Raw genomic sequence first — 13,519 nt, forward strand, 5'->3', positions numbered from 1 at the left:
GCSAGATCAATCGCCACCACCGCGTAATCGCGGCGCACGATCTCCCGCAGTCGGCTCAAACGGTCGTTTCGGCGTTTCGTTCCTCGACTCAAGGGACTAGCGTCAGACATCGACATCCTCCTTGTTGTGGTTGGGACACCAAGCCCTTACGACCACAACAGGAGGATGTCCCGTATTTCACAACCTTCGAGCTATTACTAGGTGCGAGGAGCGAAAGCGACGAGCCACGAAGGCCCGGTGACATTCGTGCTCAGTCGACCCGCCGGCCCCGCAACGCCCCTTCGGTGTACGCCGCGATCCGTTCGGTGAGTTCGTCGTCGTCCAACCCGCTTCCCGCCAACTGATGGATCTGCGCATCCAGCGCCGGGAGCGTGAGCCGCAGGTCGGCCTCCGCGTCGGCGGGTGTCCAGCCGTCGGCGACGAGATACGCGATCAGGCGGGTGATCAACCGTTGCGCGAACCCGGCGTAGAGCTCTCCGACGACGCCTGGGCTCGCCAGTTCGCGCAGACGCCCATGTGCCCGACCGTGACTCGAGTTCTCCTCCACTGCAACCGCGACCACCTCGTGTAGGACGGCCGGCCAGTCGGTGGACTCGACGGGATGCGCGTCGAGGGCGGCGACCATCCGCACCTCCGCCGCGGCGAGATGCCGTGCGGCGAGCTCGTCGAAGATCGCTTGCTTGTCGCCGAAGTACTGGTAGATGGAACCGACCGAGACGCCGGCGGTCTCGGCGATCCCGTTGGTCGTCAGCGACGCACCCTCGGCGCCCAGAAGCTGAGTGGTCGCCTCCAGGATCACCTCGACGGTGAACGAAGAGCGTTGCTGCCGTGGTCTTTTGCGCATATCCGAGGTCTCCGGTGAATGCGAGTTGTGGCGGGTTCGCGGGCGCTCGACGATGGATGTGTGACTTACGGATCGTACCTACGCTTCCTGCCCGAGCCCTGGCGTTCGGCCGCCGCGGACATCGAGGCCACCTCGTCGTGGTGGAGGTGGCCGGCGAGCGAGACGCGCCCGTCGGGGCCGGTGGACGTCCACATCCTGCGCGCGATGCGGCCCGACGCGCCGCTGCGGGTGCTGCTGCTCCACGGCGGTGGTGGGCACGGCGAACTCGTGTGGCCACTGGGTGCCGTGCTCGCGGGGGAGGGGTACGACGTGCTGGCGCCAGACCTCCCGCAATACGGGCGGACGCGCGTCGCCGATCCTGGTCGCGTGCGATACCAGGACTGGATCGACCTGGTCGGCGATCTGATCGCGGCGGAGACCGAACGGGACCCGAGGCCGATCGTCGTGTTCGGTGCGAGCCTCGGCGGCATGCTCGGCTACGACGTCGCGGCCGGGGGTGCGCGCGTCGCCGCGGTCGTGGCCACCTGCCTTCTCGACCTCGCCGGTGATCCGGCGGCCCGCCGAGCCGCATCCCGCACGCCGACGCCGGCCCGTCTCCACTCGCTGTTGTCGGTCGCGTCGCGGATCGGGGTCCTCGCTCGGTTGCGGCTCCCGATCAGGTGGGTCGCGCCGATGGCGCGGATCAGCAACGACCCCGCGGTCTCGCACGCCTGCATCGACGATCCGCGTGGGGCGGGTTCGAGTGTCTCGCTGGGGTTCATGGCGGACCTGATGACCCACGAGATACCCGCGCCGGAGAACTACCGGGGTCCACGGGTGGTGCTGGTCCATCCGGCGGCCGATACCTGGACGCCGCCGGAGATCAGCATCCGCTTCGCACGACGGATCGCCGCGCGAACCGACATCCACCTGCTCACCGGTTGCGGGCACTTCCCTGTCGAACAGCCGGGCGTCGACGAGCTCGCCGGTCACCTGCGCGCCCTCGCGATCGACTTGGTTTCCGGGTCGGATTCACCGGAACGCGCGCAGTAGCCGCGTCGGATCGTGGTCGGCGTCGGTGCCGTCGGAATCACGGAGGAGCGCGTCGAGAACCAGTCCGTCGAGTGCTGCGACGAGCTGCCGGGCGTCGACGAGCGGCATCCCGCGCCCGACGAGGCGCTCGACGAACCGGTCGCGCCCGGTGACCATGCGTTCGCGCATGACCTCGTCGCGGGTGGCCAACAGCATCAGCTCGTAGCGGGCACGAGTGCGGACACGGTCGGCGCCCAGCCAGCGGGCCAGCACCTCGGGGGTCGACTCGCCGTCGACCGGGACGTCGCGGGTGAGGACATGGTCGACGAGAGCGGCGAGAAAACCGTCCTGACCACCGAAATGGTGACGGATACTGCCGTGGGGGACGCCCGATGCGTCCTCGACCGCGCGCGCCGACGCCTGCCTGATCCCGATCGTCCCGATCAGCTCGAGCCCGGTGTCGAGCAGGGTCTCGCGCGTCGATCGAACGGCTGATTTCTCCACACGGAGAAGCCTATCTGCTAGCGTTCTTCTCCATGTGGAGAAGATCGTCATGAAGGCGGTGGTCGTCGGCGCCGGGATCGGGGGACTCTGCACTGCCGCCGGGCTGTCGTCGTCGGGCGCGGAGGTCACGCTTCTCGAGCGGGCGTCCGAGGTTCGTGGGGGCGGGTCGGGGCTCAGCCTGTTCGGAAACGGACTCCGGGCGCTCGAATCCCTCGGACTGCGATCCGTGGTCCCCGATGCCCGAGGGGTTTCGCCCACGCTGAACGGAACCCGTCGTCCCGACGGCCGATGGCTCACCCGCTTCGACCCGTCGGCGATCGCCGACCTCCGTGTGGTGCGGCGCAGCGATCTCCATGAGGCGCTCCTCGGCCTGCTCGGATCGGGCGTCGAGATCCGGACCGGAACCGGCGTGCGCGAGGTGCGCGACAGGACGGTCCGGCTGGACGACGGCACGACCATCGACGGCTGCGACCTGATCGTCGGAGCCGACGGTCTGCGGAGTCGTGTGCGTCCCGCGGTCACCTCCGACCCCGGCGCGGCCTACGCCGGTTATGTCGCCTGGCGAGCCATCACGGCGCGGCCCGTCGACCTCGACGCGGCGGGCGAGACGATGGGGCGCGGACAACGATTCGGGATCGCGCCGCTACCGGACGGGCACGTCTACTGGTTCGCCGCGGTCAACCATGAGGCGGGTGTAGCAACGGGCGGTTTCGACGAAGTGCGACAACGCTTCTCGGCCTGGCATTCGCCCATCGGGGAGATCCTCGACGCAACCGATCCGGCGGACGTCGGGGTGCTGCCCATCGAGGAACTCGCGCGCCCGCTGTCCGCCTTCGTGCGGGGTCGATGTGTCCTCGTCGGCGACGCCGCTCATGCGATGACCCCGAACCTCGGGCAGGGGGCGAACCAGGCGATGGAGGACGCGGCGACCCTCACCGCGCTGCTGGGTCGCGCAGGGCAGGGCGTCGACGACGCTCTGCGCACCTACGACCGTCTGCGTCGGCGTCGTACCCAACGCATCGCGCGCCAGGCGTCGGCCGTCGGCAGGGTCGGTCAGTGGCGGTCGGCGCCCGCGGTCGGATTGCGTGATCTGGCGATGCGGGCCGCGCCCGACGCGGTGCTCAACGGCCGGTTGCGACGCATTCAGGATTGGCAACCACCCGTGCGGTGATCGCCACTCGAGTCTGGTCCGCCGCGCTGAGCTGTGGCATACTCGTCGCCGTGATCAAGAGCTGTCAGGAGTGTTGTCAGGGCTAGTACCGCATCTGCGGCTGCCCTACTTCGCGCTCCCCGCTCGTTTTCGATCACCTGAGGACTCCCTCTCATGACCGCTTCGGTTGCCACTCCTGTTCTGTCCAGCACTGTCTTCGCCGCGACCGCGCCGACCGTCGCCCCGGCCCCGGCAGCACCTCTGTCGTTGCAGGTCAGCGACTACAAGAAGGCCGTCGCCGAGGGCGCCACCCCGGTGGACGTCCGCTCCCATCGCCGCCGCCAGATCGACGGCGCCCTGTTCGGCGCGCTCGCCATTGACGCCGTCGAGGTCCTCGACCGCCTCACCCCCGGCACCTCCGAGTCGCTGACCGCGGCTCGCACCGACTCCCGCTGGATCCTCGTCAGCGAGGACGGCCACGAGGCCGAGTGGCTGGCCTGGCACCTGCAGGCGCGGGGCGTCCACGGTGCGGTGTTCGTCGTCGGTGGGCATCGCCGCATGCGCCAGGCCAAGGTCAACGGCCGCATCCATCCGGACGAGCTCGCCATGATCTCCGCACACGAGAGCTGAGCCGGCCCGCACGTCCCTGGCCGCCGTCCCTGTCATCGCTGTCACAGCAGGTACGGCGAGTTGGGAGTCGGTGACCGGCCCCGATAGTGTGCGTGGGGTGAGTGACAGCCCGACCAGTGCCGCCTCCACCGCGGCCGAGAAGACCACGGACGCCGACGACCAGACTCCCGAGCAGCTGCGAATCCGCCGCGAGAAGCGCGAGCGCATCCTGTCCGAGGGTCGCGAGGCGTACCCCGTCTCGATTCCGCGCACCCACTCTCTCGGCGAGATCCGCGCCGCCTACCCCGACCTCGAGGCCGGCACCGAAACCGGTCAGCACGTCGGTGTCTCCGGGCGCGTGATCTTCCTGCGGAACAAGGGCAAGCTGTGCTTCGCGACCCTCCAGGAGGGCGACGGCACACAGCTCCAGGCGATGGTCAGCTTCAACGGCGTCGGCGAAGAAGCGTTGGGCCGCTGGAAGTCCGACGTCGACCTCGGCGACATCGTCTTCATCTCCGGTGAGGTCATCAGCTCCCGCACCGGCGAGCTGTCGGTGATGGCCGACGACTGGCAGATGGCGTCGAAGTCGTTGCGGCCGTTGCCGGTTGCCCACAAGGACATGAACGAGGAAACCCGGGTTCGCCAGCGCTACGTCGACCTCATCATGCGTCCGGAGGCCCGCGAGACCGCCCGCACCCGCATCAAGGTGATGGCCGAACTCCGTGCGGCACTGGCCCGTCGGGGATTCCTCGAGGTCGAGACCCCGATGCTGCAGACGCTGCACGGCGGCGCCGCGGCTCGCCCGTTCGTCACGCACTCCAACGCCTTCGACATGGATCTGTACCTGCGCATCGCGCCGGAGCTGTTCCTCAAGCGCTGCGTCGTCGGTGGCATCGAGCGTGTCTTCGAGATCAACCGCAACTTCCGCAACGAGGGCGCCGACTCCACTCACTCGCCCGAGTTCGCGATGCTGGAGACCTATCAGGCCTACGGCACCTACGACGACTCGGCGAAGATGATCCGCGAACTCGTGCAAGAGGTTTCGCAGGCCGCGCTGGGAACCCAGACCCCGACCATGCCCGACGGTTCGACCTACGACCTGTCCGGCGAGTGGACCTCCCTCGAGATGTACCCGTCGCTGTCGGAGGCGCTCGGCGAGGAGATCGTGCCTGCCGGCAACCCAAACGAGACCACCGTCGAGCAGCTGCTGGCGATCGCCGAGCGCGTCGGCCTGGAGATCCCCAAGGACAAGGGTTACGGCCACGGCAAGCTCGTCGAGGAGCTGTGGGAGCACATGGTCGGCGAGAAGCTGAACCAGCCGGTGTTCGTCCGCGACTTCCCGGTCGAGACCTCGCCGCTCGTGCGATCACACCGCTCGGTGACCGGCGTCGTCGAGAAATGGGACCTCTACGTCCGCGGCTTCGAGCTGGCCACCGGCTACTCCGAGCTCGTCGACCCCGTCATCCAGCGTGAACGCTTCGTCGACCAGGCCCGTCTCGCCGCCGCCGGCGACGACGAGGCGATGGTCCTCGACGAGGAGTTCCTCGCCGCGATGGAGTACGGCATGCCGCCGACCACCGGCACCGGCATGGGCATCGACCGCCTCCTGATGGCCCTCACCGGCCTCGGCATCCGCGAGACCATCCTCTTCCCGCTGGTGAAGCCCCGCACCTAGCCGTTTTATAGCTCGAACCCGCGCTCACCGCGATTTCGAGCTATAGATCTGCGGACGTTGGCCAGCACCGACGCCGGTTGTCCGGTGATGTCCTGCCAGGTGAACCGCAGCACGGTCCAACCGTTGGCGATGAGGACGTTCTGTCGCGTGCGGTCGTGCTGGAACGACGCCGCGTCGCTGTGGAAGGCGAAGCCGTCGATCTCGACGGCCACCTTCTGCTCGATGAAGGCGAGGTCGACCACGTAGCCACAGACCGGCGCGTTGGCCGTCCAGCCCGTGACTCCTCCGGAGCGAAAGAGCGCGATTGCCTTGCGCTCGGCCTCCGACCGGGAGCCGTCGGTGATCGCGGCGACCATCTCACGGGACCTCCTCGACCCGCGGCGCCCGCCGTTGCGTTTCTGGGCGTCGACGACCTCGGTCACCGTCGTGTGTTTCCGGAGAAGCGCCGAGTCGAGAAGCCGCGAACCATCGTCGACTGCGGCGTCGAGAACGGTGAGCGCCTTCGTAGTGACCTGAAGCCCGTCGACCTCGACGAGGTCGTCCGGTGCCACGGTCCGGTGCCAGATGCGGACGCCGGCGATGGCGCCCCCGTGACGGCCCTGGGGTGTGACCACGTGGATCTGCTTGGGCGCAGTCCTCGTGAAGCCGTGCCACCAGTAGGCCGTCCCTGAACACAACGCGGCGCGTGGCGAGGTCGAGAGCACCGCGATCCGTGCGCGCATGCGGTCATCGAGCGCTCGGTCTCCGACGTGGAAGACGCCGCGCGACACCCGAACCCACTCGCCGGATTTCACCCGTCGATAGGCGGCGTCGGAGCTGATGGCGCAGGCCATGACGTCCGCAGCCGTGAACACGCCGTCATGAGCGGCGAGCAGCTCGCGGAACTTGGTGAAGTCGGGCACGGAACTTCGACGCGGCGGCCCGGCGGCCGGTTCCGCCTACTGCGATTTATAGCTCGAACCCGCGCTCAGCGCGACTTCGAGCTATAAGTTGCGCTTGAGGATCTTGCCCGAGGCGTTGCGCGGGAACTCGTCGACGAACACCACCGAGCGGGGCACCTTGAAGTTGGCGAGGTGCTGCTTGGCGAAGGCGATGACCTTCTGCTCGTCGAGGTCGGCGTCCTTGCGGACGGTCAGGTAGGCGCGGCCGACCTCGCCGAGCCGGTCGTCGGGGACGCCGACCACGGCGGACTCGGTGACGCCGTCGATGCGGGCGAGGGTCTGCTCGATCTCGGCGGGGTAGACGTTGAATCCGCCGCAGATGTACATGTCCTTGAGCCGGTCGGTGATCTTGAGGTTGCCGTGCTCGTCGATGGTCCCGATGTCGCCGGTGTGGAGCCAGCCGTCGGCGTCGATGGTCTCGGCGGTGGCCTCCGGGTCGTCGAGGTACCCGACCATCACCATCTCGCCGCGCGCGAGGACCTCACCGGCGTCGGAGAGTTTGATCTCCATGCCGGGGAAGGCGCGACCGCAGGTGTTGGCGACGGTCTCGTCATCGTCGTCGGGGGTGCAGGTGGAGACGAATCCGCTGGCCTCGGTCAGGCCGTAGGCGGTGATGACGGTGTCGACGCCGAGGTCGTTCTGCAGACGTTCGACGAGGACGACCGGCACGATCGACGCCCCGGTGATCACGATGCGCAGGCTGGACAGGTCGTGGTCGGAGCGCTTCGGGTCGTCGAGGATGGTCTGGAAGATCGTCGGGGCGCCAGGGAAGACCGTGGCGCGTTCGTCGGAGACGAGTTTCATCGCCTGCTGCGGCGAGTACACCGCGAGCGGCAGCATGGTCACGCCGAACAGGACGCTCGGCAGGATGCCCGCCTTGTAGCCGAAGGTGTGGAAGTACGGGTTGACCATCAGATAGCGGTCGTCCGGGTTCAGGCCGGCGTTCGAACCCCAGCCGTGCGAGCCGGCGAGTGTCTGGCGGTGAGTCGCCAACACGCCCTTGGATTTACCGGTCGTACCGGAGGTGAACAGGATGTCGGAGATGTCGTCGGGGGAGACGGCCTCGGCTCGACGATCCGCCTCGGTCAGTGCCTCGGCGGTCTCGCGAGTCAGAAAGTCGTCCCAGTCCACCGCGCCGTCGGGGGTCGACGACCCGCCGGACAGCGGCACCCGGATCACCAGATCCGGCAGCTTGTCGCGATGGTCGCGCAGCAGCTCGGCCGCGTGGTCGGCGCCCAGGAACTCACCCGACACGACGAGTCCGCGCGCGCCGGAGCGTTCGACGATCTCGATGGCCTCGCCCGCGGTGTAGCGGGTGTTGAGGGGGACCAGCGTCGCGCCGGCGTAGTGGACGCCGAGGGCCGCGATCGGCCAGTGGTAGCTGTTCGGCGACCAGATCGCCACGCGGTCGCCGGCCTCGATCCCCGAGGCGATGAGCGCCGCGGCGAAGGTGCGTACTGCGTCGTGGATCTGCGACCACGTCAGTTCGAGCTGCCGATCTGTCGAAGGGGCCCACTGGCCGTCGACGATGGCGATACCGTCAGGCCAGCTGCGCGCTGCACGCTGCAACGCGGCCGGCGTCGTCGTCACGGAGAGAGTCCCGGTCCGGGAGGTCTGCGCCATGCGGCCCAACCTAGCACTTGCTTGGTGAGTTATGCTAGCGCCATGACCTCGATCAACCTCGCGGATCGTGGTGTCGACCTGGGTGAATGGGCCAAGTCGACGCCGAACGCCGCCGACGAGTTCGCCGCTGCGGTGCGGTCCTGGCTCGACGAGAACCTCGCGGGCGACTTCGCTCATCTGAAGGGACGCGGCGGACCGGGCAGCGAGCACGAGTTCTTCGCCGAGCGGCTCGAATGGGATCGGCACCTCGCGAGTGCCGGCTGGACCTGCATCGGCTGGCCCACCGAGTACGGCGGCCGAGGTGCGACGCTCGAGCAGCGCATCATCTTCCACCGCGAGTACGCCCGCGCGAACGCACCCGCCCGCGTGAACCACCTGGGCGAGGAACTCCTCGGCCCGACGCTCATCGAATACGGCACCGAGGAGCAGAAGAAGCGCTTCCTGCCGGGCATCGTCGACGTCACCGAACTGTGGTCGCAGGGCTACTCCGAACCCGGCGCCGGTTCCGACCTCGCGGGCGTCTCGACCAGCGCCCGCATGGACGAGGGCAAGTGGATCATCAACGGGCAGAAGATCTGGACCTCGCTCGCCCATGTGGCGCAGTGGGTGTTCGTGATCGCGCGCACCGAGAAGGGGTCGGCTCGGCATGCCGGCCTCAGCTTCCTGCTGGTCCCGCTCGACCAGCCCGGCGTCACCGTCCGGCCCATCCAACAGCTCACCGGCACATCGGAATTCAACGAGGTCTTCTTCGACGACGCGGAGACCGACGCGGACCTGATCGTCGGCGAACCCGGCGACGGTTGGAAGGTCGCCATGGGTCTGCTGCAGTTCGAGCGCGGTGTGTCGACGCTGGGCCAGCAGGTCGGTTTCGCCCGTGAGCTCGAGAACCTGACCGAGGTGGCCCGGGCCAACGGTGCGGTCGACGACCCCGAACTCGCCTCGCGCCTCGCCCGCGCCGATATCGGGCTGAAAGTGATGCGCGCGCATGCGCAGCGCACACTCGACGGCGACGTGACGAGTCAGGCGGGCGCCGCATCGGTGTCGAAGTTGTTGTGGGCCAACTGGCATCGCGACCTCGGCGAACTGGCGATGGACGTCGTCGGTGCGCCGACCCTGATCGGACCCGACGCGACCGCGGAGGGGCAGCCCAACGACATCGCCGATCCCGAACACGTCGAGCTCGACGAATGGCAACGGCTCTACCTCTTCACCCGCGCCGACACCATCTACGGCGGCTCGAACGAGGTGCAGCGCAACATCATCGCCGAGCGGGTGCTCGGCCTTCCCCGAGAGGCACGCTGAATGACCGCAACGGATGCAGGTACCCAAGTGATCTCACCGCTGGCCACCCCGCCCGCCGAAACCCCCGGCCACAACCTGTTGCTGGGCAAGAAGGTCGTGGTCACCGCGGCCGCCGGTACCGGAATCGGATTCGCCTCCGCGCGTCGTGCGCTCCTCGAAGGCGCCGACGTCCTCATCAGTGACTGGCACGAGCGCCGTCTCGGCGAGGCGGCCGAGAAGCTGTCCGCGGAGTTCCCCGAGCGCACCGTCACCCAGCGCACCTGCAACGTGCAGGAGACCGCCGAGGTCGACGCCCTGATCGCCGACGCCGCAACCCAACTCGGCCGCATCGACGTCCTGGTCAACAACGCCGGACTCGGCGGCGAGACCCCGGTCGCGGAGATGACCGACGAGGAGTGGGACCGCGTCCTCGACATCACGCTGACCGGTACCTTCCGCGCCACCCGCGCCGCGCTGCGGTACTTCGGCTCGGTCGAGCACGGCGGCGTGATCGTCAACAACGCCTCGGTTCTGGGCTGGCGCGCCCAGCGCGGTCAGGCCCACTACGCCGCCGCGAAGGCCGGCGTCATGGCGCTGACCCGTTGCTCCGCACTCGAAGCCGCCGACGTGGGCGTGCGCATCAACGCGATCGCGCCGTCCATCGCCAAGCACCCCTTCCTCGCCAAGGTCACCAGCGACGACCTGCTCGACGAACTCGCCTCCCGCGAGGCGTACGGCCGCGCCGCCGAGGTGTGGGAGGTCGCCGCGACCGTCGCCATGCTCGCCAGCGACTACACCACCTACCTCACCGGCGAGGTCGTCTCCATCTCCAGCCAGCGGGCCTGAGTCCAGTTCCTGGACGGCACCCGACCACGACTCACCCGAAACACCAAGGAGTACCGCTCATGTCCACACCGCAGGCCTACATCGTCGACGCGATCCGCACCCCGGTCGGCAAGCGCAACGGCTCGCTCGCCAAGACCCACCCCGCCGACCTCGGCGCCCACATCATCTCCGCCCTCGTCGAGCGCACCGGCATCGACCCGGCCGCCGTCGACGACGTCGTGTTCGGCTGCCTGGACACCATCGGCGGTCAGGCCGGAAACGTCGCCCGCACCGCATGGCTCGCCGCCGGCCTGCCGCTCGAGGTGCCCGGCACCACCGTCGACCGTCAGTGCGGGTCGAGTCAGCAGGCCATCCACTTCGCCGCGCAGGGCGTCATGAGCGGCACGCAGGACATCGTCGTCGCCGGCGGTCTGCAGAACATGAGCGCCATCCCGATCTCGCAGGCCATGATCGCCGGCAAGGAGTTCGGGTTCACCACCCCCACAGCCGAATCCAAGGGCTGGCAGGAGCGCTTCGGTGACGCGCAGGTCTCGCAGTTCATCGGCGCCGACATGATGGCCGAGAAGTGGGACATCAGCCGTGAGGACATGGAGCGCTGGGCGCTGCAGTCGCATGAGCGCGCCCGTGCCGCGATCGCCGCCGGCAAGTTCGACAAGGAGAACGTCGCATACGGCGACTGCGTCGTCGACGAATGCCCGCGCGAGACCTCGCTGGAAAAGATGGCCGGACTGCAGGTCCTGGCCGAGGGTTCGCGACTCACCGCCGCCGTCGCGTCGCAGATCGCCGACGGGTCGTCGGCCACGCTCGTCGTCTCCGAGCGCGCACTGAAGGAACACAACCTCACCCCGCGCGCCCGCATCCACCACATGTCCGTCCGCGGCGACGACCCGGTGATGATGCTGTCCGCACCGATCCCGGCCACCAAGTACGCACTCGAGAAGACCGGCCTGTCCATCGACGACATCGACGTCGTCGAGATCAACGAGGCCTTCGCGCCGGTCGTGCTCGCCTGGCTCAAGGAGACCGGCGCCGACCCGGCCAAGGTCAACCCGAACGGCGGCGCCATCGCCCTCGGCCACCCGCTCGGGGCCACCGGCGCCAAGCTGTTCGCGACCCTGCTCAACGAACTCGAACGCACCGGCGGCCGCTACGGCCTGCAGACGATGTGTGAAGGCGGCGGGACCGCCAACGTCACCATCATTGAACGGCTCAGCTGACACACGCGTAAACCGTCGAGACCTCGCCCGAACATCCCCTCGGGCGAGGTCTCGACCTTTCGGCGTGCCGGTCGTACCCTTCTGGCAACCGACGTGCCCACATGTACTTGTGATCTGGCGCATACTATGGTGTGGGACAAGCGGACGTTTTTGTTTCAATGTCCACCGGGCCGCAAGTCCGACCTGCAGCAAGAACTACCTGAGGGGATCTCGATGACCAAGCCTGCTGAGCACACCAGCACCGGGGCGCCGATCGCGAAGCGCGGCGTCTCGTCGGAAGACCACACACTGACCGAGCTGGTCGAGATCCAGCGAGCCGCGTTCCTCCGTGACGGCATTCCCGACGCCGACACCCGCATCGACCGGATCACCCGTCTGGCCGCGCTGCTGCTCGACCACTCCGATGAGATCGCCGCTGCGCTGACCGAGGACTACGGTTCACGTCCGCGCGAGCTGTCGCTGGCCGCCGACGTCGCCGGCTGCATGATCGACCTCACGCACCAGCGTCGTGGCGTCAAGGAGTGGATGGGCGAGACCAAGTACGCCAAGGTCCAGGGACTCCTGGGGTACAAGCAGAGTGTCCGCCACGACCCGCTCGGCGTCGTCGGCATCATGGGCCCCTGGAACTTCCCGCTGCAGCTGACGATCGTCCCGGCCGGATCGGCTTTCGCCGCGGGTAACCGCGTGATCATGCGCCCGTCGTCGATCACCGCGAAGACCACCGACGTCATCGCCAAGTACGCGCCGGACTACTTCTCCATCGAGGAACTGGCCGTCGCCACCTCGAAGCACGGTTCGGGCTCGGACTTCGCGAAGCTGAAGGTCGACCACATGTTCTTCACCGGTTCGCCCGAGGTCGGTGCCTCGGTGGCCCAGGAGGCCGCCAAGAACCTGATCCCGGTCACCCTGGAGCTGGGCGGCAAGAACCCGGCGGTCGTCGACCTCGACGCCGACATCGACAAGGCCGCGAAGATGCTCGCCGACGCCCGCCTGGTCAACGGCGGCCAGGTGTGCCTGTGCCCCGACTACGTCTTCGTCCCGGAGGCCAAGCTCGGTGAGTTCACCGACAAGGTCATCGCACGCTGGACCGAGCACTTCCCGACGATCTACGACAACGACCAGTACACGGCGACGATCAACCAGAAGAACTTCGATCGCATCGTCGGCCTGATCGACGACGCCGTCGAGCTGGGCGCCGAGAAGCGTCAGGTCATCCCCGGCGGCGAGCCGCTGCCGAACGCCGAGCGTCGCAAGATCCCGCCGACGCTGCTCACCGGCGTCCAGGCCGGCATGAAGATCGAGGAGGACGAGGTCTTCGGTCCGGTGCTGACCGTGTACCCGTACCGCGAGCTGTCCGAGGTCATCAGCCACATCGCGTCGCACCCGCACCCGTTGACGATGTACTGGTGCGGTGATCGCAACGACCGCTTCGAAAAGCTGGCCGACAACACCCGCAGCGGTTCGATCAACGGCAACGACTTCGCCATCCACCTGTTCAGCGGCGACCTGCCGTTCGGTGGCGTCGGACGTTCCGGCATGGGCGGCTACCACGGAAAGACCGGCTTCGAGACCTTCAGCCACGCCCGCGCGGTCGCGTTCTCGACGCTCCCGATGACGGTCGCCGAGATGATGTCCCCGCCGTTCCTGGCCAAGGACTCGAAGATGACCGATCAGCAGCTCAAGCTGTTCAAGTTCTTCAACTCCCGCGCGATCAAGAAGGTGCGCAAGCGCCTGGGCGCGTGACACCGCCGCGCATGAGGAGCGCGTAGCATCTCCGCTTGGCCGGGTTCGTCTCACGACGGACCCGGCCAAGCGCTT

General features: G+C 68.2%; 12 protein-coding genes. 8 read left to right on the forward strand and 4 right to left on the reverse strand.

Annotated features, from left to right (window positions below; genetic code table 11):
• Positions 1-250 precede the first annotated feature (250 nt).
• Positions 251-844, reverse strand: coding sequence for a TetR/AcrR family transcriptional regulator (locus LQD00_RS04455; RefSeq protein ID WP_232715852.1), 594 nt, complete (start codon positions 842-844; stop codon positions 251-253).
• Positions 845-904: 60 nt separating this feature from the next.
• On the opposite strand from LQD00_RS04455, the gene LQD00_RS04460 reads away from it, so the two are divergent.
• On the forward strand, positions 905-1,876 hold the full coding sequence (locus LQD00_RS04460; protein ID WP_232715853.1) for an alpha/beta hydrolase: 972 nt from the start codon (positions 905-907) through the stop codon (positions 1,874-1,876).
• On the opposite strand, the gene LQD00_RS04465 is transcribed toward LQD00_RS04460, so the two are convergent.
• A complete protein-coding gene (locus LQD00_RS04465; RefSeq protein ID WP_232715854.1) occupies positions 1,856-2,359 on the reverse strand; it encodes a TetR/AcrR family transcriptional regulator in 504 nt (167 codons plus the stop codon). The two genes, LQD00_RS04460 and LQD00_RS04465, sit on opposite strands and share 21 nt — an antisense overlap.
• A gap of 49 nt (positions 2,360-2,408) precedes the next feature.
• Between LQD00_RS04465 and LQD00_RS04470 the strand changes: the two genes are divergently transcribed.
• The 3 genes from LQD00_RS04470 (at position 2,409) to lysS (ending at position 5,793) form a co-directional block, all read left to right on the forward strand.
• On the forward strand, positions 2,409-3,530 hold the full coding sequence (locus LQD00_RS04470; RefSeq protein WP_232715918.1) for an FAD-dependent monooxygenase: 1,122 nt from the start codon (positions 2,409-2,411) through the stop codon (positions 3,528-3,530).
• Between the two features lie 153 nt (positions 3,531-3,683).
• Complete coding sequence (locus LQD00_RS04475; protein ID WP_232715855.1) at positions 3,684-4,139, forward strand: rhodanese-like domain-containing protein; 456 nt, start codon at positions 3,684-3,686, stop codon at positions 4,137-4,139.
• A gap of 70 nt (positions 4,140-4,209) precedes the next feature.
• The gene (gene lysS / locus LQD00_RS04480) at positions 4,210-5,793 is read left to right on the forward strand and encodes a lysine--tRNA ligase (RefSeq protein ID WP_232715856.1); all 1,584 of its coding nucleotides are present in this window, start codon (positions 4,210-4,212) and stop codon (positions 5,791-5,793) included.
• Positions 5,794-5,798: 5 nt separating this feature from the next.
• Here the strand turns inward: lysS and LQD00_RS04485 are convergent, their stop codons facing one another.
• Positions 5,799-6,695 (reverse strand): DUF559 domain-containing protein, encoded by an 897-nt coding sequence (locus LQD00_RS04485; protein WP_232715857.1) that lies wholly within the window; start codon positions 6,693-6,695, stop codon positions 5,799-5,801.
• An 81-nt stretch (positions 6,696-6,776) separates the two neighbouring features.
• Positions 6,777-8,357, reverse strand: coding sequence for a FadD3 family acyl-CoA ligase (locus LQD00_RS04490; RefSeq protein ID WP_232715858.1), 1,581 nt, complete (start codon positions 8,355-8,357; stop codon positions 6,777-6,779).
• Between the two features lie 42 nt (positions 8,358-8,399).
• Here LQD00_RS04490 and LQD00_RS04495 point away from each other — a divergent pair, with 42 nt between their 5' ends.
• The 4 genes from LQD00_RS04495 to LQD00_RS04510 all read left to right on the forward strand — a co-directional run bounded on the left by LQD00_RS04495 (position 8,400) and on the right by LQD00_RS04510 (position 13,444).
• The gene (locus LQD00_RS04495; RefSeq protein WP_232715859.1) at positions 8,400-9,659 is read left to right on the forward strand and encodes an acyl-CoA dehydrogenase family protein; all 1,260 of its coding nucleotides are present in this window, start codon (positions 8,400-8,402) and stop codon (positions 9,657-9,659) included.
• The gene (locus LQD00_RS04500; protein ID WP_006866255.1) at positions 9,660-10,484 is read left to right on the forward strand and encodes an SDR family oxidoreductase; all 825 of its coding nucleotides are present in this window, start codon (positions 9,660-9,662) and stop codon (positions 10,482-10,484) included.
• A 59-nt stretch (positions 10,485-10,543) separates the two neighbouring features.
• Positions 10,544-11,701, forward strand: a complete 1,158-nt coding sequence (locus LQD00_RS04505) for an acetyl-CoA C-acetyltransferase (RefSeq protein WP_006866254.1) — start codon at positions 10,544-10,546, stop codon at positions 11,699-11,701.
• A gap of 213 nt (positions 11,702-11,914) precedes the next feature.
• Positions 11,915-13,444 carry an aldehyde dehydrogenase family protein gene (locus tag LQD00_RS04510; protein ID WP_006866253.1) on the forward strand — a complete coding sequence of 510 codons (1,530 nt, stop codon included), beginning with the start codon at positions 11,915-11,917 and terminating at the stop codon, positions 13,442-13,444.
• Positions 13,445-13,519: the final 75 nt, after the last annotated feature.

The sequence above is a fragment of the Gordonia metallireducens genome (assembly GCF_021245825.1).
In the GTDB taxonomy this organism is placed as follows: domain Bacteria; phylum Actinomycetota; class Actinomycetes; order Mycobacteriales; family Mycobacteriaceae; genus Gordonia; species Gordonia namibiensis.

Bases quoted from the DNA above. Each gene is read 5' to 3' on its own strand.
- LQD00_RS04455 (WP_232715852.1), bottom strand. From the start codon at position 844: ATGCGCAAAAGACCACGGCAGCAACGCTCTTCGTTCACCGTCGAGGTG.
- LQD00_RS04470 (WP_232715918.1), top strand. From the start codon at position 2,409: ATGAAGGCGGTGGTCGTCGGCGCCGGGATCGGGGGACTCTGCACTGCC.
- LQD00_RS04475 (WP_232715855.1), top strand. From the start codon at position 3,684: ATGACCGCTTCGGTTGCCACTCCTGTTCTGTCCAGCACTGTCTTCGCC.
- LQD00_RS04490 (WP_232715858.1), bottom strand. From the start codon at position 8,357: ATGGCGCAGACCTCCCGGACCGGGACTCTCTCCGTGACGACGACGCCG.
- LQD00_RS04495 (WP_232715859.1), top strand. From the start codon at position 8,400: ATGACCTCGATCAACCTCGCGGATCGTGGTGTCGACCTGGGTGAATGG.
- LQD00_RS04500 (WP_006866255.1), top strand. From the start codon at position 9,660: ATGACCGCAACGGATGCAGGTACCCAAGTGATCTCACCGCTGGCCACC.
- LQD00_RS04505 (WP_006866254.1), top strand. From the start codon at position 10,544: ATGTCCACACCGCAGGCCTACATCGTCGACGCGATCCGCACCCCGGTC.
- LQD00_RS04510 (WP_006866253.1), top strand. From the start codon at position 11,915: ATGACCAAGCCTGCTGAGCACACCAGCACCGGGGCGCCGATCGCGAAG.